Source organism: Pararhizobium sp. LjRoot238 (assembly GCF_964252955.1).
In the GTDB taxonomy this organism is placed as follows: domain Bacteria; phylum Pseudomonadota; class Alphaproteobacteria; order Rhizobiales; family Rhizobiaceae; genus Pararhizobium.
In genome coordinates this window covers 1985953-2008469 of record NZ_CAXUPP020000001.1, presented here as the reverse complement: position 1 = coordinate 2008469, position 22517 = coordinate 1985953, and the positions used below count along the sequence as shown (strand labels likewise).

Annotated in this window: 18 protein-coding genes; 12 read left to right on the top strand and 6 right to left on the bottom strand. The window is 61.1% G+C overall.

All coding sequences use genetic code 11. The annotated features are described in order from the left end of the window. Positions 1-60 precede the first annotated feature (60 nt). The 7 genes from ACSQ3F_RS09790 to ACSQ3F_RS09760 all read left to right on the top strand — a co-directional run bounded on the left by ACSQ3F_RS09790 (position 61) and on the right by ACSQ3F_RS09760 (position 8635). On the top strand, positions 61-1512 hold the full coding sequence (locus ACSQ3F_RS09790; protein ID WP_436100044.1) for a homospermidine synthase: 1452 nt from the start codon (positions 61-63) through the stop codon (positions 1510-1512). Positions 1513-1689: 177 nt separating this feature from the next. Continuing rightward, positions 1690-2055: an outer membrane lipoprotein Omp10 gene (omp10, locus tag ACSQ3F_RS09785; RefSeq protein ID WP_436100043.1), complete on the top strand. Its 366-nt coding sequence runs from the start codon at positions 1690-1692 to the stop codon at positions 2053-2055. 218 nt (positions 2056-2273) lie between these two features. Then, on the top strand, positions 2274-4166 hold the full coding sequence (locus ACSQ3F_RS09780; protein ID WP_436100042.1) for a 5'-nucleotidase C-terminal domain-containing protein: 1893 nt from the start codon (positions 2274-2276) through the stop codon (positions 4164-4166). Between the two features lie 131 nt (positions 4167-4297). Then, the gene (gene hemH / locus ACSQ3F_RS09775; protein ID WP_436100041.1) at positions 4298-5329 is read left to right on the top strand and encodes a ferrochelatase; all 1032 of its coding nucleotides are present in this window, start codon (positions 4298-4300) and stop codon (positions 5327-5329) included. Between the two features lie 242 nt (positions 5330-5571). Further along, positions 5572-6579 (top strand): SPFH domain-containing protein, encoded by a 1008-nt coding sequence (locus tag ACSQ3F_RS09770; protein WP_436100040.1) that lies wholly within the window; start codon positions 5572-5574, stop codon positions 6577-6579. 3 nt (positions 6580-6582) lie between these two features. Next, positions 6583-7041, top strand: a complete 459-nt coding sequence (locus tag ACSQ3F_RS09765; RefSeq protein ID WP_436100039.1) for an NfeD family protein — start codon at positions 6583-6585, stop codon at positions 7039-7041. A gap of 94 nt (positions 7042-7135) precedes the next feature. Then, on the top strand, positions 7136-8635 hold the full coding sequence (locus tag ACSQ3F_RS09760) for an outer membrane beta-barrel protein (RefSeq protein WP_436100038.1): 1500 nt from the start codon (positions 7136-7138) through the stop codon (positions 8633-8635). Between the two features lie 53 nt (positions 8636-8688). Here ACSQ3F_RS09760 and galU read toward each other — a convergent pair whose 3' ends face one another. Then, positions 8689-9576 (bottom strand): UTP--glucose-1-phosphate uridylyltransferase GalU, encoded by an 888-nt coding sequence (galU, locus tag ACSQ3F_RS09755; RefSeq protein ID WP_436100037.1) that lies wholly within the window; start codon positions 9574-9576, stop codon positions 8689-8691. A 303-nt stretch (positions 9577-9879) separates the two neighbouring features. On the opposite strand from galU, the gene ACSQ3F_RS09750 reads away from it, so the two are divergent. The 4 genes from ACSQ3F_RS09750 to ACSQ3F_RS09735 all read left to right on the top strand — a co-directional run bounded on the left by ACSQ3F_RS09750 (position 9880) and on the right by ACSQ3F_RS09735 (position 13087). Beyond that, positions 9880-11100, top strand: coding sequence for a lytic murein transglycosylase (locus tag ACSQ3F_RS09750; protein WP_436100036.1), 1221 nt, complete (start codon positions 9880-9882; stop codon positions 11098-11100). Between the two features lie 116 nt (positions 11101-11216). Then, positions 11217-12440, top strand: coding sequence for an SGNH/GDSL hydrolase family protein (locus ACSQ3F_RS09745; RefSeq protein ID WP_436100035.1), 1224 nt, complete (start codon positions 11217-11219; stop codon positions 12438-12440). Positions 12441-12545: 105 nt separating this feature from the next. Then, on the top strand, positions 12546-12767 hold the full coding sequence (locus ACSQ3F_RS09740; protein WP_436100034.1) for an antitoxin MazE family protein: 222 nt from the start codon (positions 12546-12548) through the stop codon (positions 12765-12767). Beyond that, positions 12764-13087 (top strand): type II toxin-antitoxin system PemK/MazF family toxin, encoded by a 324-nt coding sequence (locus ACSQ3F_RS09735; RefSeq protein WP_436100033.1) that lies wholly within the window; start codon positions 12764-12766, stop codon positions 13085-13087. The genes ACSQ3F_RS09740 and ACSQ3F_RS09735 overlap by 4 nt, the downstream gene beginning before the upstream one ends. A 109-nt stretch (positions 13088-13196) precedes the next feature. Here ACSQ3F_RS09735 and ACSQ3F_RS09730 read toward each other — a convergent pair whose 3' ends face one another. From ACSQ3F_RS09730 to gltB, 4 genes are read right to left on the bottom strand one after another with little or no spacing between them, the layout of a single operon-like run. Next, on the bottom strand, positions 13197-14651 hold the full coding sequence (locus ACSQ3F_RS09730; protein WP_436102094.1) for a glutamate synthase subunit beta: 1455 nt from the start codon (positions 14649-14651) through the stop codon (positions 13197-13199). A 30-nt stretch (positions 14652-14681) separates the two neighbouring features. Beyond that, positions 14682-15083 carry a type II toxin-antitoxin system VapC family toxin gene (locus tag ACSQ3F_RS09725; protein WP_436100032.1) on the bottom strand — a complete coding sequence of 134 codons (402 nt, stop codon included), beginning with the start codon at positions 15081-15083 and terminating at the stop codon, positions 14682-14684. Then, positions 15080-15352 carry an antitoxin gene (locus tag ACSQ3F_RS09720; protein ID WP_436100031.1) on the bottom strand — a complete coding sequence of 91 codons (273 nt, stop codon included), beginning with the start codon at positions 15350-15352 and terminating at the stop codon, positions 15080-15082. The genes ACSQ3F_RS09725 and ACSQ3F_RS09720 overlap by 4 nt, the downstream gene beginning before the upstream one ends. 55 nt (positions 15353-15407) lie before the next feature. Further along, positions 15408-20132, bottom strand: a complete 4725-nt coding sequence (gene gltB, locus ACSQ3F_RS09715) for a glutamate synthase large subunit (RefSeq protein WP_436100030.1) — start codon at positions 20130-20132, stop codon at positions 15408-15410. Between the two features lie 565 nt (positions 20133-20697). Here gltB and ACSQ3F_RS09710 point away from each other — a divergent pair. After that, entirely contained in the window at positions 20698-21744 is a 1047-nt protein-coding gene (locus tag ACSQ3F_RS09710) for a threonine aldolase family protein (protein ID WP_436100029.1), read from the top strand. Positions 21745-21824: 80 nt separating this feature from the next. On the opposite strand, the gene ACSQ3F_RS09705 is transcribed toward ACSQ3F_RS09710, so the two are convergent. Then, complete coding sequence (locus ACSQ3F_RS09705) at positions 21825-22316, bottom strand: Hsp20 family protein (protein ID WP_436100028.1); 492 nt, start codon at positions 22314-22316, stop codon at positions 21825-21827. Positions 22317-22517 lie beyond the last annotated feature (201 nt).

The window sequence follows — 22517 nt, the reverse complement described above, 5'->3', positions numbered from 1 at the left end:
TGACAGTGCGAAATCCGCCCGTTAAACAGTCAAAAGAACCCGTCCAGGAGAGAAAGCAAAATGACAGAAACAACCCACCCGGTTTACGGCGAAATCACCGGGCCGATCGTGATGATCGGCTTCGGCTCCATCGGCCGCGGCACCCTGCCCCTGATCGAGCGCCACTTCAAATTCGACAAGAGCCGGATGGTTGTCATCGACCCGCGCGACGACGCAGACCACACCGAAATTATGGCAAAGCACGGCGTCAGGCATATCAAGTCGCATGTCACCAAGGACAACTACAAGGAGCTCCTGAAGCCGCTTCTGACCGAAGGCGGCGGCCAGGGTTTCTGCGTCAATCTTTCCGTCGACACTGGGTCGGTCGACCTGATGAAGCTCTGCCGCAAGCTCGACGTTCTCTACATCGACACGGTCGTCGAGCCCTGGCTCGGCTTCTATTTCGACAAGACCATGAGCAACGCCGACCGCACCAACTATGCGCTGCGCGAAACCATGCGCAAGGAAAAGGCGAAGACCCCGGGCGGCGCGACCGCCGTTTCCACCTGCGGCGCCAATCCGGGCATGGTTTCCTGGTTCGTCAAGCAGGCGCTGGTCAATCTCGCCAACGATCTCGACGTGAAGTTTGATGAGCCGGATCAGCATGATCGCGAGGGCTGGGCCAAGCTGATGAAGAAGGTCGGCGTCAAGGGCATTCACATCGCCGAGCGCGACACGCAGCTCACCAAGAAGCCGAAGCCGCTCAACGTCTTCTGGAACACCTGGTCGGTCGAAGGCTTCATTTCCGAAGGCCTGCAGCCTGCCGAACTCGGCTGGGGCACCCACGAAAACTGGATGCCAAAGAACGCCAAAAAGCACAAGAAGGGCTGCCAAGCGGCCATCTATCTCGAACAGCCGGGCGCGAACACCCGCGTTCGCACCTGGTGCCCGACGCCCGGTCCGCAGTACGGCTTCCTCGTCACCCACAACGAATCCGTCTCGATCGCCGACTACTTCACCGTTCGCGGCAAGGACGGCGACGTGACCTTCCGTCCGACCTGCCACTATGCCTACCACCCGGCCAACGACGCCGTGCTGTCGCTGCACGAAATGTTCGGCAACGGCGGCAACGCCCAACCGATCCATCACGTGCTCGACGAGAACGAGCTTGAGGACGGTATCGACGAACTCGGCGTGCTGCTCTACGGCCACGACAAGAACGCCTACTGGTACGGTTCGCGCCTGTCGCTGGAAGAAACCCGCCGCATCGCCCCCTACCAGAACGCGACCGGCCTGCAGGTAACCTCCGCCGTGCTCGCCGGCATGGTCTGGGCGCTGGAAAACCCGCAAGCCGGCATCGTCGAAGCCGACGAGATCGACTACAAGCGCTGCCTCGAAGTGCAGATGCCCTATCTCGGCCCGGTTGAAGGCCACTACACCGACTGGACCCCGCTCGACGGCCGTCCGGGCCTGTTCCCGGAAGAACTCGACACGAAGGATCCCTGGCAGTTCAAGAACATCCTGTTTCGCTGAACCGGCTGATTAAGCTTCAAAATTCAACACCCGGGGAACGATCCCCGGGCGTTTTTCGTTGACCGCCGAATAATCCCGCCGTGCTCGTGCCCCACTCTTGCATTCAACTCCTGATCACGGCATGGTTTTTTCAACTGAAAGACAGCTTTCCGCGCAGCATCCGGGAGATATATATATATGAAGCCGATCGCCATCCTGACCCTTCTGTCCGCAGCAGCAGCGCTGGCCTCCTGCATGGGCCCGCGCGAAGTGCGCGAACTGCCGCCCGCTCAGGCACCGGCTGGCGTCGAAGGCTCATGGGCCGATCCGAACGGCATCGTCTCGACCTTCGCGGGTGGAACCTTCACGACACGCACCACCGATACCAATCAGGTTCTGGCCTCCGGCAACTACGTCAATCTCTCGCCCAAGCTGGTCGAAATCAACATGACCTCGATGGTCCGCAACACCCAGTCCAAGGTCAACTGCGCCATGGTCAGCCAGACGCAGCTCAACTGCACCACGGATTCCGGCGCGCAGTTCACGCTTATCCGCAGGAGCTGAGCTGGCTCGCTACAGTCTGAAGCCTCCCTCTGTGGAGGCTTTTTGTTTTAAACCCCTGGTTTTTAACCTTGCCGCAAAATGGTTGCAAAGAGTTGATTTTGCGACTTGATGTCTGCGGCGTCTGGTGAAACCATCACGGCCGATATGGCTGTCACGGAACAATCGCAACTGTGGTCTAATCCGCTGCGCTGCCTAACCCGCCAAACCAGGAGACATACATGATCAGACATTTGCGAACCGGGCTGATGACGGCCTCGATCCTTGCGCTTTCAACCAGTGCCGCCTTCGCCGATTATGAATTGAACATCCTGCACATCAACGATTTCCACTCCCGCATCGAATCGATCAACAAGTACGACTCCACCTGCACTGCAGAGGAAGAGGGAAAGAACGAATGCTTCGGCGGCGCTGCCCGTCTGAAGGTGGCGATCGACCAGACGCGCCAGGAATTGAGCGGCAAAAACGTTCTCTTGCTGAACGCCGGCGACAACTTCCAGGGCTCGCTGTTCTTCACAACCTACAAGGGTGCGGCCGAAGCCGAATTCCTCAACCTGATGAAGTTCGACGCCATGACCGTCGGCAACCATGAGTTCGATGAAGGCGAAGACGGGCTGGCGACCTTCCTCGACAAGGTCACCTTCCCGGTTCTCTCCTCCAACGTGCTGGCCGGCTACAAGTCGAAGCTCATCGATCGCATCAAGCCCTCGCTGGTGCTTGATGTCGGCGGCCAAAAGGTCGGCATCGTCGGCGCGGTGGCCAACGATACGGCCGAAATCTCCTCGCCGGGCGACAATGTGCTGATCGGGATCGACGTCGATACGATCACGACGGCGGTCCAGGAGTTGAAGAAGCAGGGCGTCGACAAGATCATCGCGCTCACCCATGTCGGCTATCCGCGCGATCTCGCCGTGATCGCAAAAATCCCCGATGTCGACGTGGTCGTCGGCGGTCACTCGCACAGCCTGTTGTCCAACACCGACGAGAAGGCCGAGGGCCCATACCCGACGATGGTCGACAATCCCGGCGGCTACAAGGTACCGGTCGTTCAGGCCGGGTCCTACAGCAAGTATCTCGGTGATCTCGCCGTCACCTTCGACGACAGTGGCGTGGTCAAGTCGGCCAAGGGCGATCCGATCCTGATCGATTCCAAGATCAAGCCGGACGAAACGATCCTCGCCCGCATCAAGGAACTGGCCAAGCCGATCGATGAGTTGAGGACCAAGATCATCGGCAAGACCGACGCGCCGATCGATGGAAGCCGCGAAACCTGCCGCGCCCGCGAATGCCAGATGGGCGACCTCGTGACCGACGCCATGCTTGACCGCGTCAAGGGCCAGGGCGTGACCATCGCCATCACCAATGGCGGCGGTCTCAGAGCCTCGATCGACGCCGGCGACGTCTCGATGGGCGAAGCGATCACCGTCCTGCCGTTCCAGAACACGGTTGCGACGTTCCAGATCAAGGGTGCCGACATCACGGCAGCACTTGAAAACGGCCTGAGCCAGATCGAGGAAGGCGGCGGCCGCTTCCCGCAGGTGGCCGGCCTGAAGTTCTCCTTCGACAAATCCAAGCCCGTCGGCAGCCGCATTTCGAACGTCGAGGTCAAGGAGGGCGAAGGCTTCGTTCCGCTTGATCCGGCCAAGACCTACAATGTCGTCTCCAACAACTACATGCGCAATGGCGGCGACGGTTATAGTGTCTTCAAGACCAAGGCCGAAAACGCCTATGACTACGGTCCGGGCCTCGAGACGGTTCTCGCCGACTACCTCGCGGCGCACAATCCCTACAAGCCGATGACCGACGGCCGCATCACCGAAATCGCCGCTGCGACCGAGACCCAGCCCTCGGCGCAGACAAGCACCGACACGGCCGCAAAGACCGTGACCCCCGACGCGAAGCCGGCCGAGACCAAGACGGAAACCAAGCCGGCAGCAGAAACCGCAGCGGCGGTAGAGACCAAGCACGTCATTGCCAAGGGCGATACGCTCTGGGGCCTGGCCAAGGCCATCTACGGCAACGGCGAACTCTGGAAAACGATCGCCGCAGCCAACGGCAATCCGGTTCCGGAAAGACTGGAAATCGGCAAGGAACTAAAGATCCCCGCCAAGTAAGACAATATGTCTCTAGTCCAACGCCGGTCCGGGCTTTCCCGGGCCGGTTTTTCTTTTTAAGAACGGCATGAAACCGCAGGGCCGGCCTTGCCGTATAAGAGGCACGCCCACCTTACCCGCAGGATATCCGCATGACCGCGACCGACGCCACCGCCCTGAACCATCCGCCTGTCAAATTCGGGAAAGTGGGCGTTTTGCTGGTCAACCTCGGCACCCCGGACGGCACCGACAAGGTGTCCATGCGGCGCTACCTCAAGGAATTCCTGATGGATCGGCGCGTCATCGAATGGTCGCCGTTCTTCTGGTATCCGATCCTCTTCGGCATCGTGCTCAACACCCGCCCCGCCAAGGTCGGCAAGGCCTATGAGACGATCTGGAACAACGATCTGAACGAGAGCTACCTGCGCACCTATACCCGCAACCAGGCGGAACGGATGGCCAAATCCTTCACCGATCTGCCTGATGTCCGCGTCGATTGGGCGATGCGCTATGGCCAGCCGTCGATCCGGTCGAAGATGGAGGAACTGCAGAAGGACGGCTGCGAAAAAATCCTCGTCTTCCCGCTCTATCCGCAATATGCGGCAGCGACCACCGCGACCGTCAATGACGAGGCTTTCAAGGCACTCCTGAAAATGCGCTGGCAGCCGGCTTTGCGCACCGTTCCGCCCTATCACGACGATCCCGTCTATATCGACGCTTTGGCGAACTCGATCACGGGCCACCTTGCGACACTCGACTGGGAGCCGGAGGTGGTGCTCGCTTCCTTCCATGGCATCCCGCAATCCTATTTCGACAAGGGCGACCCCTATTACTGTCAGTGTCAGAAGACAGCCCGGCTGCTGCGCGAAAAGCTCGGCTGGCCGAAGGAAAAGCTGCAGGTCACCTTCCAGTCCCGCTTCGGGCCCGAGGAATGGCTGCAGCCCTATACCGACAAGACGGTCGAGAAACTGGCTCAGGAAGGCATCAAACGCATCGCCATCATCAATCCCGGCTTCGTCTCCGACTGCCTCGAAACGCTGGAGGAAATCGCCGAACAGGCCGCCGAAAGCTTCCACCATTCAGGCGGCGAGAAGTTCACCCATATTCCCTGTCTCAACGACGGCGCGGGTGGAATGACAGTGCTGGAGCATGTCGTGCGCCGGGAGCTGCAGGGCTGGGCCTGACCACCCTCCCCTTGAGGGGGAGGGTCGGACCGCAGGTCCGGGGTGGGGTGACCGCCCGCGACACCCAACGGATCACCCCCACCCGCGACTTCGTCGCGACCTCCCCCCTCAAGGGGGAGGTGGACGGAGACCAGAACATCGCCTGAGAAATTCCACCAGTCCTTGCAAATAACCCAGCCAACTGCCACGTCTTGTCTTAGAGTGCGTTCAACAACAGGATGCACCCAGCAGGAGAACATCTAATGCCACTGGCCGGACTGGATATTGCCGTTATTGTACTCGTGGTCCTCGCCATTCTCGTCATATTCAAGGGGGTCAAGACAGTCCCGCAAGGCTATCGCTACACTGTCGAACGTTTTGGCCGATATACGAAAACCCTTGAGCCCGGCCTGAACATCATCATTCCCTTCATCGACGGCATCGGCGCCAGGATGAACGTGATGGAACAGGTGCTCGACGTGCCGACGCAGGAGGTCATCACCCGCGACAATGCGAGCGTGTCGGCCGATGCCGTCGCCTTCTACCAGGTGCTGAACGCCGCCGAGGCCGCCTATCAGGTCTCCGACCTGCAGACCGCCATCCTCAACCTCACCATGACCAACATCCGCTCCGTCATGGGCTCAATGGACCTTGACGAACTCCTGTCCAACCGCGACGTGATCAACGACAAGCTGTTGCGGGTCGTCGACGAGGCCGTCGGCCCCTGGGGCATCAAGGTCACCCGCGTCGAGATCAAGGATATCCAGCCGCCCAAGGACCTCGTCGATGCCATGGCCCGGCAGATGAAGGCAGAGCGCGAGAAGCGCGCCCAGGTCCTGGAAGCGGAGGGCGCCCGCAACGCCCAGATCCTGCGCGCCGAGGGCGCCAAGCAGTCGGCGATCCTGCAGGCGGAAGGCCAGCGCGAGGCAGCCTACCGCAACGCCGAAGCGCGCGAGCGCCTTGCCGAAGCCGAAGCCAAGGCGACGAAAATGGTCTCGGAGGCGATTGCCGCTGGCGACGTGCAGGCAATCAACTACTTCGTCGCGCAGAAATACACCGAAGCCATGGCGTCGATCGGCAGCGCCCCGAATTCGAAGATCGTGCTGATGCCGATGGAAGCCTCGTCGCTGATCGGTTCGCTCGGCGGGATCGGCGCGATCGCCAGGGACGTGTTCGGCGATGGCGGCAATTCGCCGGCCCCCGTGCGGCAGGCGACGCCACGCACGGCGCCCGTCCGCAATCCCTTCGCAACGCCCCAACAGGAAAGCTGATCCATGATCGAGCGCATCATCCTTGAACTGGGTCCGTGGGGCTGGTGGGCGCTGGGTCTCATGCTGCTTGCGGCAGAAATCGTGGCGCCCGGGATGTTCCTCGTCTGGATCGGCATTGCCGCCATCCTGACCGGTGCCGTCTCCCTGCTGCTCTGGGAAACCAGCTTCTGGGTGTGGCAGGCACAACTGGTGCTCTTCGCCGTCCTTTCCGTCGTCGCGGTTTTCGCCGGACGCCGCCTGCTTGCCCACTTCGGCGAGACGTCGGACCAGCCGCTCCTCAATCAGCGCGGCGCCCGTCTGATCGGCCGCACCGCCGTGCTTGAAAAGCCGATCACCGAAGGCCGCGGCCGGATCCGGCTCGACGACACGACATGGACCGTCAGCGGGCCGGACTTGCCCGCCGGCGCCCGCGTCAAGGTGACCGGCAGCAGCGGCGGCCAGCTGACCGTGGAAAGCGCCTGAAATTAAAGGCGAAAGCCGTTTCGGAAAGGAATGGTTAACCACATCCGTTTACGGTTGCTCAACACTGGTAAACGGATTTCCGGGCATTCGGCAGATGACGCCAATCTTTCCACGCACGAAGAGGACTGGCGTCCCGCGCCCGGCCGCGGCTGCCTGGCTCGTTGCCGGTTGCGCGCTGCTTTCGCCCTGCGCCGTTTCCGCCCAGGCTCTAGTTCCAGCGTCCGACGGTACCGGTACAACGGCTTCCAGCGATGACCCTGCAACGACCACACCCGGCACGACGAGTGCCAACGCTGCTGCACCCGCCGGTACCGCGACCGCTCAGGATGCCCTCACGACCGGGTCGATCAGCACCGATGCAGGCGAGCCGCTGCTCAACGATCCGATAATCGATGAGGACATGGCCCGCACCAATCTGCGTGAAAACACCGTCGATGGCCTGCGGTCGCAGCTCGATCTCGAACGCAACGACGCGCCCGGCGTCCGGCTTGGCAGCTTCATCCTGAAACCGACCCTCGGCCAGACCTTCAATTACGAAAGCACCAAGACCGGCAGTTCGAAGGAAAGCCGCAGCTATCTCGAAACCGGCTTGAAAGGCACGCTGACTTCCGACTGGTCGCGTCACCAGCTGTCCGTGACCGGCGAAGGCACCTGGCAGCGCAACGTCTCCGGCTCCGGCGAAACCGAACCGACCGCTGACATCGAGTCTGCCCTTCGCCTCGACATCGGCAACGACACCACGGGAACGTTGAAGGCCGGCTATCATTTCGAGCGTGAGGATGCGACCGATCCGAACGCGATCAGCGACGCGAGCACGCAGTCGGGCGTCAACCAATATACGCTCGGCGCCGGCATTGCGCATGACTTCGGCATCCTGCGCGGCTCCGCCAAGGTGGATTTCGACCGTTACGTCTATGGCGATGTGGATCTCAGCGACGGCTCCACATTGTCGCAGGAGGACAGGAACCGCAATGCGGGCGCGGTCACCCTGCGGGCGGGTTACGAGCTCTCGCCGGCGCTCGTCCCGTTCATCGAGGCGTCCGCCGGAAAATCGATCTACGACCTGCGAACAGATACGTCCGGTTACGATCGCTCCTATGACAGCTACGGCGGCCGGGCCGGCGTCGAGGTCGATCTCGGAGAGAAGCTCAACGGCGAAATCGCGCTCGGCTACGAGACCTACCGCTTCGACGACAATCGCCTCGATAATCTGAGCGGCTTCACCATCGACGGCCTGCTCAACTGGTCGCCCCAGCGCGGCACCAACATAACCTACGGCATTTCGACCGGCATCGAACCTTCGACCACGGCCGGCGACAGCGGCGCACTCGCCTATACGCTGAGCAGCGGGGCAACGCATGAGCTGCGCTCGAACCTTGTGGCCCGCCTGTCGAACAGCCTTACTTTCCGCAACTATCCGTCCGGCAGCGTTTCGCAGGACCAGAGGGTCTGGCTCGCGGGCGCCGGCCTCACCTGGGACCTGAACCGTTATCTCGCGCTTACCGGTGATGTCGGCTACGAGCGCACCACGCAGGATACCGGCCCCTCGACGAATGTTGCGCGCGTGGGCGTCGGCCTGACGCTGCGGCGTTAGAGAAAACCCGCCTGCTTTGCAGCAAGCGGGGTTTTTCTCATTCAAGCGCGAGCCTACTGCAGCTTCGCAACGAGCGCCTTGAACTGGGCTTCGACAGCCGGGCGGATGTCGGCGCGCTCGAGCGCAAAGGCAACATTCGCAAGAATGAAGCCATCCTTGGCGCCACAGTCGTAGGTCTCGCCGCGGAACAGATAGCCGGCGAAATCCTGGGACTTGAGCAGCTTCAGCATGCCGTCCGTGAGCTGGATTTCATTGCCTGCGCCTCGCTCCTGGTTTTCCAGGATAGAGAAGATTTCCGGCTGCAGGATGTAGCGGCCATTGATGAAGAAGTTGGATGGCGCCGTGCCCTTGGCCGGTTTTTCGACCATGTCGGTGATGCGGAAGCCGTCGCCGACCTTCTCGCCGACGCCGACGATACCGTATTTGTGCGCCTGTTCCGGTTCGCACTCCTCCACCGCGATGATGTTGCCGCCGCTCTGGGAATAGAGATCGATCATCCCCTTCATGCAGCCCGGCTCGCCGCGCATGATCATGTCGGGCAGAAGCAGCGCGAAGGGCTCGTTGCCGACGATCTCGCGGGCGCACCAGACGGCGTGACCGAGCCCCAGCGGCTCCTGCTGGCGTGTGAAGCTCACCGAGCCCGCCTTCGGCAGCTGCTGGGCCAAAAGCGTCATCTCGGCCTTCTTGCTGCGCTCGCGCAGCGTCTGCTCAAGCTCGAAATGAATGTCGAAATAGTCCTCGATCACATGCTTGTTGCGGCCTGTGACAAAAACGAAATGTTCAATGCCTGCCTCGAGCGCCTCGTCGACGACATACTGGATGATGGGCTTGTCGACGACCGTCAGCATTTCCTTGGGAACGGCTTTGGTCGCGGGCAGAAATCTTGTTCCAAGACCGGCCACGGGAAATACAGCCTTACGAACCTTACGCTTGTCAGTCATTGACATCTCCAGAATCACGACATTGCGATTTTAAACGGGGCAAATTGTTATCAATAGGGATTAAGCGGCAAATTGCTATTTTTTTGCGAAGGAAGACGATACCGCCTATTCATGGTAAAGAATTTGTTGACTTCATTTTCGTAAGATTCCCACTCTGGCGGTTGCCTTTTGGCTGAACGGCCCGAAAATGGAACCACATGCATGTAACCTGTGCGTGAAGCTGGCTCTAAGACTGTAAATTTGCGCACCGCCGATCAACCTCATGATCTTGTGCGGAGCGCCGACCAACGGAAACGACAGCTGATGACAAAGACCCGAAAAAACCTCCTTTGCCGTGCCGCAGCCGCGTTCATCACAGCCACAGCCCTGTTCGCCTCGTCGCCCGCCTCCGCCGATGCCGGTTTCGAGACCTGGATCAACAGCTTCTATGCCACGGCGGCAAAGAGCGGAATCACCAAGGCCACCTATCGCCAGGCTTTCGCAGGTATAAAGACGCCGGATCCGGACGTGCTTGAGAAAGCACGCTATCAGCCCGAATTCAAGCACAAGATCTGGGAATATATCGACAGCCGCGTGAACCCCTATACGCGCAAGATCGGACAGGAGATGGCGGTCAAGCATGGCCGAACGCTGGCCGCGCTGGAGCGCCACTTCGGCATCGACAAGACCATTCTTCTGGCGATCTGGTCGATGGAATCCAATTATGGCGCGGTCCTGGAGAAGGACGAGCGGCTGCACTATGTTCCGCGCGCCTTGGCCACCCTTGCCTATGCCGACCCGAAACGGGGCAAATATGCCAAGACCCAGCTGATTGCCGCTCTCAAAATCCTGCAGAACGGTGATATCGGTCCGCGTGAACTGAATGGCTCCTGGGCAGGCGCCATGGGCCACACGCAGTTCATTCCGACCAGCTATCTGCTCTACGCCATCGACGCCGATGGCAACGGCCGCAAGGACATCTGGAACTCCGTGCCGGATGCTCTGGCGACGGCCGCCAATCTGTTGAAGAAGAACGGCTGGCAGCCGGGCCAGACCTGGGGCTATGAAGTCGCGCCGCCGCAGAACGGTGGCCAATATTCCGGCCAGACGAAGACGCTGGCGCAATGGGCAGCCCTCGGCTTCACCCGCCCGAACGGCAAGGGCTTCCGCAACGCGGACCAGCGCGCCGAGCTGAAAATGCCCGGCGGTGCCGGCAGTCCCGGCTTCCTGATGACAAAGAACTTCTTCGTCATCAAGCGCTACAATGCGTCCGATTCCTACGCGCTCGGCGTCGGCCTGCTTGCCGATGAAATCGCCGGTTACGGCGGCATGCAACAGGCCTGGAGCCGTCCGGACGGCTCGCTGGACATCAAGCAGAAGTTCGAACTACAGTCGCGCCTGAAGGAACTCGGCTATTATGACGGCGAAGTCGACGGCAATTTCGGCTCCGGCTCCAAGGCCGCCATCCAGGCCTTCCAGAGCCGCAACGGCCTCGCACCGGACGGCGAACCGACGCAGCATCTGTTGAAGGCTCTGCGGAACTAACCCGCAATTGCGGCGCATTCAGGCGCCAGTATCGGCAGACACCTTGCAAAGGCAGCTATTGCGCATCCCCGCGGATGCGCAATAGTTTTAGCGCGAAAGACGCCCGGAATAGTTTCATGAGCACGAAGACGGCATTCAGACGTGGCATGAATTGGTTGCTCAATGGCCTGATCGTCATCGCGGTCGGCCTGACGGCATTCCTGATCGAGCCTCCGCGGCAGGCCGGGGCCCAGGAGCGCCGGTCGATCATCGACATGCTGTTCGGGTTCGGCCGGCGGCGGCCACCGCCCGTCTATGAAGACGTTCCGATCTACGAGCCCCGGCAGAGACAGCCGCAACAGCGCCAGAAGCCGAAAAAAGTAAAGCAAAAGGCCAAGCCCGCTCCAGCCGAGCCCGCCCCCGTCGTGGTCGAAAAACTGGAAAACGCCAGAAAGGTGCTGGTCGTCGGCGATTTCATGGCCGGCAGTCTCGGTGACGGGCTGAAAGTTGCCTTCGAGACGACACCCGGCATCGTCATCGAAACCCGCGCGAACGGCTCCTCCGGCCTGGTGCGCGAGGATTATTTCAACTGGCCGGAAAACCTGCCGGTTTATGTTGCCGAGGTGAAACCGTCGATCGTCATCGTCAGCCTCGGTGCCAACGAACGCCAGCAGATGTCGATCGACGGGGAAAAGGAAAAATTCCGCACCGACCGCTGGCTTTCCGAATATACGCGGCGCACCGGCGCCTTCGCGGCGCTCGCCCGTAGCGAGAATATCCCCCTGCTCTGGGTCGGCATGCCTCCCTTCCAGTCCACCGCAATGACCGCCGATATGGTCACCCTCAACGGCATCTTCCGCGCGGAAACGGAAAAAGTCGGCGGCACCTTCATCGACATATGGGACGGTTTTGTCGACGAGGGCGGCAAATTCGTCATGACCGGCTCTGATATCAACGGCCAGCAGGTCCGCCTGCGCGGCTCGGACGGGGTCAACCTGACCAAGGCCGGCAAACGCAAGCTTGCCTTCTATGTCGAGAAGGATATCCGCAAGCTGCTCGGTGATGCGGCCGTCTCGACGCAGGACGTTCCGGGTGCCGACGGCCTGAAGGATCTCGTCGTGGCGGCTCCCACCGCCAACGAAGACATCGTCCAGACCCAGCCGATCAGCCTCGACGACCCCAATCTCGACGGCGGCTCGAGCCTTCTCGGCGGGACGGCGACGCTCACCAGCAACGGCAAAAGCCCGCGCGACCGCCTCGTCGAAAAAGGCGAAATCGCCGAAGCCCCCGCGGGCCGCGTGGACGACTTCCGGCTGGCAAAGCCGGAAACGGTGATCAGCAATCCGGTGATTAGGAACTGACCTTAGCGACCGGCGCGTGAGCACGCCCGCAGAGCTAAAGCGTGGTTTACTTGACGAATGCGACTTTTTTCGTTACATGTAACAGAAGTTGAAGGAGCATGATCCGTGCCGACACCTGTAAACCAGCGGGTTCAAAAGCGCCGGGAGAATCTGCGCGCCGCAGGGCTGCGCCCTTTGCAAATTTGGGTCCCAGACACGCGACGTCCAGGATTTGCCGAGGAATGCCGCCGCCAGGCGTTGCTGGTAGCAAAGGCCGATGCAGCCGATCGGGATTTGCAGCACTTCATGGACGCGGCCATTGCCGATCTCGACAGCGATAGCGAATGAGGCGCGGTGATCTCGTGACGGTCGCCATGCCTGGCGATTTCGGTAAACCGCGTCCTGCCCTCGTCATTCAGTCGGATCAGTTCGATAGCACAGCCACGGTCACGGTGCTGCTGCTTTCCAGTACACTGGCCGATGCTCCCTTGATCCGGTTGATGGTACATCCAACACCGGAAAACAGCCTCAGCAAACCGTCGCAGATCATGATCGACAAGGCGATGACAATCAGACGCGACAGGCTCGGAGAGCCATTCGGCCATGTCGACGACGAAACCATGATTTCCGTCAACCGATCACTGGCCCTGTTCCTCGGCTTTGCCTGATCATTGCCAGGAAATTCCGGAGTTCCACGCAATGGCGGCGCTCTGCGGCGCCTACGTGCCGCAGAGCGGTTGATCGGGATTGCCCCTCGATCGGTTTTCGGCCGTCGCCCTACCGCGGCAGCACCGTCGAGCCCATCAGCGCCTCGTCGATCGCCCGCGCAGCCTGACGGCCTTCACGGATCGCCCAGACGACCAGCGACTGGCCACGGCGCACGTCGCCGGCCACCCACAGCTTCTCGACTGACGTGCGGTAGTCCTTGTCATTGGCGACGACGTTGGTCGAGCCGCGGCGGTCGGTGTTGATCGTCAGCTTGTCGCCGAGATCCTTCAGCACGCTGTCGGTGAACGGGCCGCTGAAGCCGATGGCGATGAAGGCGAGATCGGCCTTGATGACGAATTCCGTGCCGGCGATCGGCTTGCGGCGCTCATCGACCTGACAGCATTTGACGCCCGTCAGCATGCCGTCTTCGCCGACGAATTCGAGCGTTGCCACCTGGAATTCGCGCACGGCGCCTTCGGCCTGGGAGGACGAGGTCCGCATCTTCGTTGCCCAGAACGGCCAGACGGCGAGCTTGTCTTCCTTTTCCGGAGGCATCGGCCGGATGTCGAGCTGGGTCACCTTGACGGCACCTTGACGGAAAGCCGTGCCAACACAGTCGGATGCGGTATCGCCGCCGCCGACGACGACGACATGCTTGCCGCCAGCAAGGATAGGATCGGACGGCCAGCCGACGCTGTCGATGTTCTCGCGGCCGACGCGACGGTTCTGCTGGACGAGATAGGGCATGGCATCATGCACACCGGCGAAATCGACACCCGGAATACCGGCATTGCGCGGCGTTTCCGAACCGCCGCAATAAAGCACGGCATCATGCTCCTCGGTGAGGCTGTCGACGGTGCGATCGACGCCGACATTGACGCCGCAATGGAAAGTCACGCCTTCGCCGCGCATCTGGTCGACGCGGCGGTCGATGAAGTTCTTCTCCATCTTGAAGTCCGGGATGCCGTAGCGCAGCAGACCACCGGGCTTGGTTTCACGTTCATAGACATGAACTTCGTGACCGGCGCGGGCTAGCTGCTGTGCCGACGCCATGCCGGCCGGGCCGGAACCGATGATCGCAACCTTCTTGCCGGTCTTCACCACAGCCGGCTGCGGCACGATGTAGCCCATCTCATAGGCCTTGTCGGCAATCGCCTGCTCGACGGTCTTGATCGCGACCGGCGCATCCTCGAGGTTCAGCGTGCAGGCTTCCTCGCAGGGTGCTGGGCAGATGCGGCCGGTGAACTCCGGGAAGTTGTTGGTCGAGTGCAGGTTGCGGATCGCGTCGTCCCAGTTGCCGTTGTAGACGAGATCGTTCCAATCCGGGATCTGATTGTGCACCGGGCAGCCGGTCGGGCCGTGGCAATAGGGGATACCACAGTCCATGCAGCGCGCGGCCTGTTTCTGCACTTCCGGGTCCGACATCGGGATTGTGAATTCGCGGAAATGCCGAATGCGGTCAGACGCCGGCTGATACTTCGCCAGCTGCCGGTCGATTTCCATGAAGCCTGTAACCTTGCCCATACCGTTGTCGTTCCTATGTGTCATAGCCGCTCACCGCAGCCAATTTTCAATCTTCAATCCCGGCACCTGTGAAAAGTGCTTCACATTCGCCGTCACAACGATGGCCTCCTTCGCCATCGCATGGGCCGCGATCAACATATCCATCGCACCGATCGGCCGGCCCTTCTTTTCCAGTTGGTCCCGAATATCCGCATACACATGATCGAACGGCGTTTCCCAACCCTCGATCGGTATGCTTTCGAAGAACCTTTCGTATGCCTCTTTCAGTCTCTGCGAAGCGATCTTCATGTAACCGTAACGGAGTTCCGCAACTGCTATGATGCTCGTTACGACGTTTCCGGCGATTGCTTCTTGTCTGACCCTGGCCGCCGCAGCCCCTCTCGGAAAGTCGATGACATCCGAGATGATATTCGTGTCCAGGAGATATTTCATCTCTTGTGACCCAGATCGAAGGGTTCCGGCGGCGGATCCTCTATCTCCGGCATCCTTTCATCGAACGGTTCCTGCTCGGCCAGCCAGTCCAGCACCTCCACCAACGTCATCTTCTTCTGCTTCGGCCGGATGTGAATGACACCGTTCTCATCTTGCGACATGAGCACGCTGTCGCCCTCGATCTCGAACTCCGCCGGGATGCGAACCGCCCGGCTGCGCCCGTTGCGAAAGATGTTAACCTCTTTCTCCTTGATGGCTTCCATGTTCATCGCCACCTCCTTTGTGATATGACAATGTCATCTCACAAACTTGTCCACCTCTCAATCACTCAGCCGCGATGCCCATCCGCATGCGCTCCATTTCCTCCAGCGCGCGCCGGTATTCGACCGGCATGACCTTGCGGAATTTCGGCCGGAACTCGACCCAATGGTCGAGGATTTCCTTGGCGCGCGGCGACCCCGTAAAATGCAGGTGGTTCGAGATCAGCTGGTAGAGCCGCTCGTCGTCATGGCGCGTCATGTCGCCGGATATGTCCACCCTACCCTTGTGCATGAGATCGCCGCCGTGATGATGCAGCTTCTCCAGCATGTCGTCCTCTTCCGGAACCGGCTCGAGCTCGACCATCGCCATGTTGCAGCGCTTGGCGAAGTCCTCGCTCTCGTCCAGCACATAGGCGACGCCGCCCGACATGCCGGCCGCGAAGTTGCGGCCGGTCTCGCCGAGAACCACGACCACACCGCCGGTCATGTATTCGCAGCCGTGGTCACCCACGCCCTCGACGACCGCGATGGCACCGGAGTTACGCACCGCGAAGCGTTCGCCGGCCACGCCATTGAAGTAGCACTCGCCCGAGATGGCGCCGTAGAGCACCGTGTTGCCGACGATGATCGATTTGGCCGCGACGATCTTCGAGTTTTCCGGCGGACGTACGACGATGCGGCCGCCCGAAAGGCCTTTGCCGACATAGTCGTTGCCGTCGCCGATCAGCTCGAAGGTGATGCCGCGCGCGAGGAACGCCCCGAAGGACTGGCCGGCCGTGCCGCGCAGCTTCACGGAGATCGTGTCGTCCTTCAGCCCCTTGTGACGGTATCGCTTGGCGACTTCGCCCGACAGCATGGCACCGGCTGAACGGTCGACGTTCTTGATGTCGACCTCGATCGAAACCGGGATTTTCGACTCCAACGCCGGCTGTGCGGCCGCAATCAGCTTGCGGTCGAGGATGTCGTGGATCGGATGGTTCTGCTTCTCGGTCCAGTAGGTCTTTTTCTTCGGCGCATCGACCTTGTGGAAGATGCGGGAGAAGTCGAGCCCGTTGGCCTTCCAGTGCGAAATCATCGCGTCCTTCTCGAGCAGTTCGGACAGGCCGATGATGTCGTCGAACTTGGCAAAGCCGAGCGATGCCAGGATTTCGCGCACTTCTTCCGCCACGAAGAAGAAGTAGTTGACCACATGTTCCGGCGCACCCTTGAAGCGCTTGCGCAGGACCGGGTCCTGTGTCGCGACCCCCACCGGACAGGTGTTGAGGTGGCACTTGCGCATCATGATGCAGCCGGCGGCAATCAGCGGCGCCGTCGAGAAGCCGAATTCGTCGGCCCCAAGCAGCGCGCCGATGATGACGTCGCGGCCGGTCTTCAGTCCGCCATCGACCTGCAGGGCGATGCGCGAGCGAAGGCCGTTCAGCACCAGCGTCTGATGGGTTTCCGCAAGGCCGATTTCCCACGGAGAGCCGGCATGCTTCAGCGAGGTCAGCGGCGACGCGCCAGTCCCGCCGTCATATCCGGAGATGGTGATGTGATCGGCGCGCGCCTTCGCAACGCCGGCCGCAACAGTACCGACGCCGACTTCGGAGACGAGCTTCACGGAAACGTCTGCTTCCGGGTTGACGTTCTTCAGGTCGTAGATCAGTTGCGCCAGATCCTCGATCGAGTAGATGTCATGGTGCGGCGGGGGCGAGATCAGGCCGACGCCGGGCGTCGAATGCCGGGTCTTGGCGACGGTCGCATCGACCTTGTGGCCGGGCAGCTGGCCGCCCTCGCCGGGCTTGGCGCCCTGCGCCACCTTGATCTGCAGCATGTCGGCATTGACCAGATATTCGGTCGTCACACCGAAGCGGCCGGATGCCACCTGCTTGATGGCGGAACGCTCGGGGTTCGGCGAACCGTCGTACAGCGGGAAGTAGCGATCGGCTTCCTCGCCTCCCTCGCCGGTGTTGGACTTGCCGCCGATGCTGTTCATGGCGATCGCCAGCGTCGTATGCGCCTCGCGGCTGATCGAGCCGAAGGACATGGCCCCGGTCGAGAAACGCTTGACGATGTTGACGGCCGGCTCGACCTCGTCGATCGCGATCGGCTTGCGACCGAGCGCCTCGGCTTGCCTGATCGAGAACAGCCCGCGGATCGTGTTCATCCTGAGCGCAGCGCCGTTCACCATCCCGGCGAATTCGCGGTAGCGGTCGACGGCATTGCCGCGAACGGCGTGCTGCAGCGAGGCAACGGCATCCGGCGACCAGGCATGGCCTTCGCCGCGCATGCGGTAGGCATATTCGCCGCCGATGTCGAGCGTGTTGGCAAGGATCGGGTCGGAACCGAAGGCCGCCTTGTGACGGTTGAAGGTTTCCGTGGCGATCTCCCCAAGGCCGATGCCCTCGATCTGCGTCGCCGTACCGAAGAAATAGCGGTCGACGAGCTCGGACGAGAGGCCAACGGCGTCGAAGATCTGGCCACCGCAATAGGACTGATAGGTCGAGATGCCCATCTTGGACATGACCTTGAGAATGCCCTTTCCGACCGCCTTGATGTAGCGATAGACGACTTCGCCGCCATCGACTTCCTTCGGAAACTCGCCGCGCTTGTGCATGTCGGTGAGCGTATCGAAGGCGAGATAGGGGTTGATTGCCTCGGCGCCATAGCCCGCCAGCAGGCAGAAATGGTGCACTTCGCGCGGCTCGCCGGATTCGACAACAAGACCGACGGAGGTGCGCAGGCCCTTGCGGATCAGGTGATGGTGCACGGCCGCAGTTGCGAGAAGCGCCGGGATCGCGATGCGATCCGGGCCGATCTGGCGGTCGGACAGCACGATGATGTTGTAGCCGCCCTTGACGGCCGCTTCCGCGCGCTCGCAGAGCCGGTCGAGAATTTCCGGCATGCCTTCGGCGCCGCGCTCGACGTCATAGGTGAAGTCGAGCGTCTTGGTGTCGAACCGCTCTTCCGTGTGGCCGATCGAGCGGATCTTTTCCAGATCGCCATTGGTCAGGATCGGCTGGCGCACTTCCAGCCGCTTGGCATGCGACATGCCCGCATGGTCGAGAATGTTCGGGCGCGGACCGATGAACGAAACGAGGCTCATCACCAGTTCCTCGCGGATCGGATCGATCGGCGGGTTGGTGACCTGCGCGAAGTTCTGCTTGAAATAGGTGTAGAGCAGCTTCGTCTTGTCCGACATTGCCGAGATCGGCGTGTCGGTACCCATCGAGCCGATTGCCTCCTGGCCCGTCGTTGCCATCGGCGACATCAGGATCTTGGTGTCTTCCTGGCTGTAGCCGAACGCCTGCTGGCGATCGAGCAGCGACACGTCGCGACGCAGCGCGCGCGGCTCGACAGGCTTCAGATCTTCCAGAATGAGCTGCGTGTTGTCCAGCCACTGACGGTAGGGATGCTCGTTGGCAAGGTTCGACTTCACCTCCTCATCGGAGATGATGCGACCTTCCTCCATGTCGATCAGCAGCATCTTGCCCGGCTGCAGGCGCCACTTCTTGACGATGCTTTCTTCCTTCACCGGCAAGGTGCCGGCTTCGGACGCCAGGATGACGCGGTCGTCGTCGGTCACCAGATAACGGGCCGGACGCAGACCGTTGCGGTCGAGCGTTGCGCCGATCTGCTTGCCATCGGTGAAGCAGACGGCCGCCGGACCATCCCACGGCTCCATCAGGGCAGCATGATATTCGTAGAAGGCTTTCCGTGCCGGCGCCATGAGCTGGTTGCCGGCCCACGCTTCCGGGATCAGCATCATGACGGCATGCGACAGCGGATAGCCGCCCTGCGCGAGGAATTCCAGTGCGTTGTCGAAACAGGCCGTATCCGACTGGCCCTCATACGAGATCGGCCAGAGCTTGGAGATATCGTCGCCGAACAAAGGCGAGGACACCGAAGCCTGCCGCGCCGCCATCCAGTTGACGTTGGCGCGCAGCGTGTTGATCTCGCCGTTGTGGGCAACCATGCGGTACGGATGCGCCAGCTTCCACGAGGGGAACGTGTTGGTGGAGAACCGCTGGTGCACGAGGGCGACGGCCGATTCGAAGCGCGGGTCGGCCAGATCCTTGAAATAGTCTGCCACCTGATAGGCTAGGAACATGCCCTTGTAGACGATGGTCTTCGACGACAGCGACACCGGATAGAAACCGGTTTCGGCACCCTGGAAGGCGTCATAGATGCGGTTGGAGATCACCTTGCGCAGGGTGAACAGGCGGCGCTCGAACTCCGCGTTGGTCGCGGCATCGCGGCCGGCGCCGATGAACACCTGCAGGTGATGCGGCTCCGTCGCCGCGATTTCAGGCGCCTTGGAAAGCGAGGCGTTGTCGACCGGCACCTCGCGGAAGCCGAGCAGGGTCTGGCCTTCCTCGGCCACGACATCGGCGATCACCTGCTTGAAATGGGCGATCTGCGCCTCTTCCTGCGGCATGAAGAGATAGCCGACGGCATAATCGCCGGCCTTCGGCAGGGTCACGCCCTGATGAGCCATCTCCTCGCGGAAGAAACGGTCGGGAATCTGTACGAGAATGCCCGCGCCGTCGCCCATCAGGGGATCGGCACCGACGGCACCGCGATGCGTCAGGTTTTCCAAGATGAACAGGCCATCCTTGACGATCTGGTGCGACTTCTCGCCCTTCATATGCGCGACGAAGCCGACGCCGCAGGCGTCATGCTCATTGCGGGGGTCGTAAAGACCCTGTTTTTTCGGCAGGCCGGACGGGAATGCGGTGTTTTTCTCAACCGCCGCCGTGTGGCGCGCGATGTTGAGCCCAGTTTCGGTGGATGGCGTAAAGTCCGTCATCGTCTTCCCTCCTGTTAACCCGGCAGCGACCGGGTATTTCCGCAGTCCAGGCAGGCCTTCGCGGGCAGGAACCCCGTTCAGGCCGGCACCGGCATTATCGTTGCATGATCCTGATCCGGTCGCAAATGAAGCATTCACTGCATCAGGCACAGAGTGTCCGCGACCATCGCGATTGCTGCGTCAGCACGGACTTTGAGCGCCCGGCGCGGTTGACAATCGTCGGCCGGCACCCGCTTTGGACGGGCTTTCCAGCGTCTTTCCGGTCTTGAGACCGAAATAGGACAGTCTTGCTGTCCTATTTCATAGGCTCTATGCCAGAAACCACCCGCGACCGCAAGGGCATCACTGTAAAATATTCGAGGAGATTTTGCCAAACATTGCGGTTAATTTCTTGTTTTTGTAATTTTCTTTCGCCATTCCGTCATTTTCTTCGGTTTGGTTTCAAACTGGTCTGACATTGTCCCTATCGGGCGGTTCCGGATTGATTGCCGCCGCAGCATCTTTATGGTCGATGCCAACCAATCCCGCCGGAGCTTTCCACCGCGGAAACCACAGGACCACGTTGATGATTTTCTCCTCCGACAATTGGGCGGGTGCCCATCCCGTGATTGCCGCAAGCCTCGTCAAGGCGGCCGGCGGCTTTGCTTCGGCCTATGGCACCAGCGATCTCGATAAAAAGGTGGAGAAGAAACTTTCCGAAGTATTCGAACGCGACGTCGCCGTCTTCTTCGTCGCCACCGGAACGGCCGCCAATTCGCTGGCCCTTGCCAGCGCCAACCGTCCCGGGGGCCATGTCTTCTGCCACCGCGATGCGCATGTGAACGTCGATGAATGCGGCGCTCCGCAATTTTTTTCGCACGGCAGCCGGCTGGCGCCGGTCGATGGCCTGCTCGGCAAGATCGACCCCGCAAAACTGGAAACCGAAATCAAGCGCTTCCCGCCGGGCTTCGTCCATGGTGGACAGCCGATGGCGATCACCATAACGCAGGCAACCGAAGCCGGCACGGTCTATCGCCTCGATGAAATCGACAGGATCGCAGCGATTGCCCGAAAATATCATCTGCCGCTGCACATGGACGGCGCCCGCTTTGCCAACGCCCTCGTCAGCCTCGGCACCACGCCGGCCGAGATGACCTGGAAGCGCGGCGTCGATCTTCTCTCCTTCGGCGGCACGAAGAACGGCTGCTGGTGCGCCGAGGCCCTCATCCTGTTCGATCCCGCCAAGGCCCAGCAGATGCATTATCTGCGCAAGCGTGCCGGACAGCTCTTCTCCAAGTCCCGCTTCATCGCCGCCCAGTTCGACGCCTATCTCGAAGGCGGCCTCTGGCTTGACCTCGCCCGCCACGCGAACGGCATGGCGAACTGGCTGGCCGAGGGCATCGAGGCGTCGACCGGCGCAAGGCTCGCCTGGCCGGGCGGTTCCAATGAACTCTTCATCATCCTGAAAAAGGACACGGCGAAAAAGCTGGAAGAAAAGGGCGCCGTCTTCTACGACTGGCCCGTACCGCACACATTGGCTAGATCGGTTGCGGCCGACGAGGGCCTCTATCGTCTCGTCACCAGCTTCGCGACGACGAAAGAGGACGTGGAGCGATTTATCGCGGCTTGCTAAGCCCTGCCTGCGGCAGCCCAAATAAAAAACGGCGCCCTCCCGGACGCCGCTTCTTCAGGTTTTGATCGATGCCCGAGCGCTTAGTTGGCGCTGCCTTCGATCGGGGCGGTTCCGACCTGGGTCGCTTCGATCTGCTTCGGCTGCGACTGCGCAACGGTGATACCGATCTTGCGCGGCTTGGCTGCTTCCGGAATCTCGCGCAGGAGATCGATGTGAAGCAGGCCGTGCTTCAGCGAAGCGGACTGGATTTCCACGTGATCGGCGAGCTGGAAGCGGCGCTCGAAAGCGCGCTTGGCGATGCCGCGATACAGGAACTGGTTTTCCGGGGTCTTTTCGTCGCTCTTCTCACCCTTGACGGTCAGCGTGTGCTCGCGCGCTTCGATCGAAAGCTCGCTTTCGTCGAAACCGGCGACGGCCATGGTGATCCGATAGGTGTTTTCACCGGTCCGCTCGATATTGTAGGGCGGATAGGTCTGCGACTGGTCCGGCTGGCCGAGACTGTCAAGCATGGTGAAGAGACGGTCGAAGCCGACCGTGGAACGGTAGAGGGGAGAAAAATCAACGTGACGCATGGTGTCCTCTTGAGAGCAACTGTTAGCGATCATGGCCTTGTCATCCCGAAAGCGGCGACGGCAAAGCCGGTTAAACGGGCCCGTCTTCGGCGCCCGTGAGGATGAGATGGGAATTGTTTTTCCCGCCTTCAAGACCCCAAAAACACGTTCCGCTTCCCTGAAAAGCTGCGTTTTTGATAAACGCAGTATGAACGGCCGGTT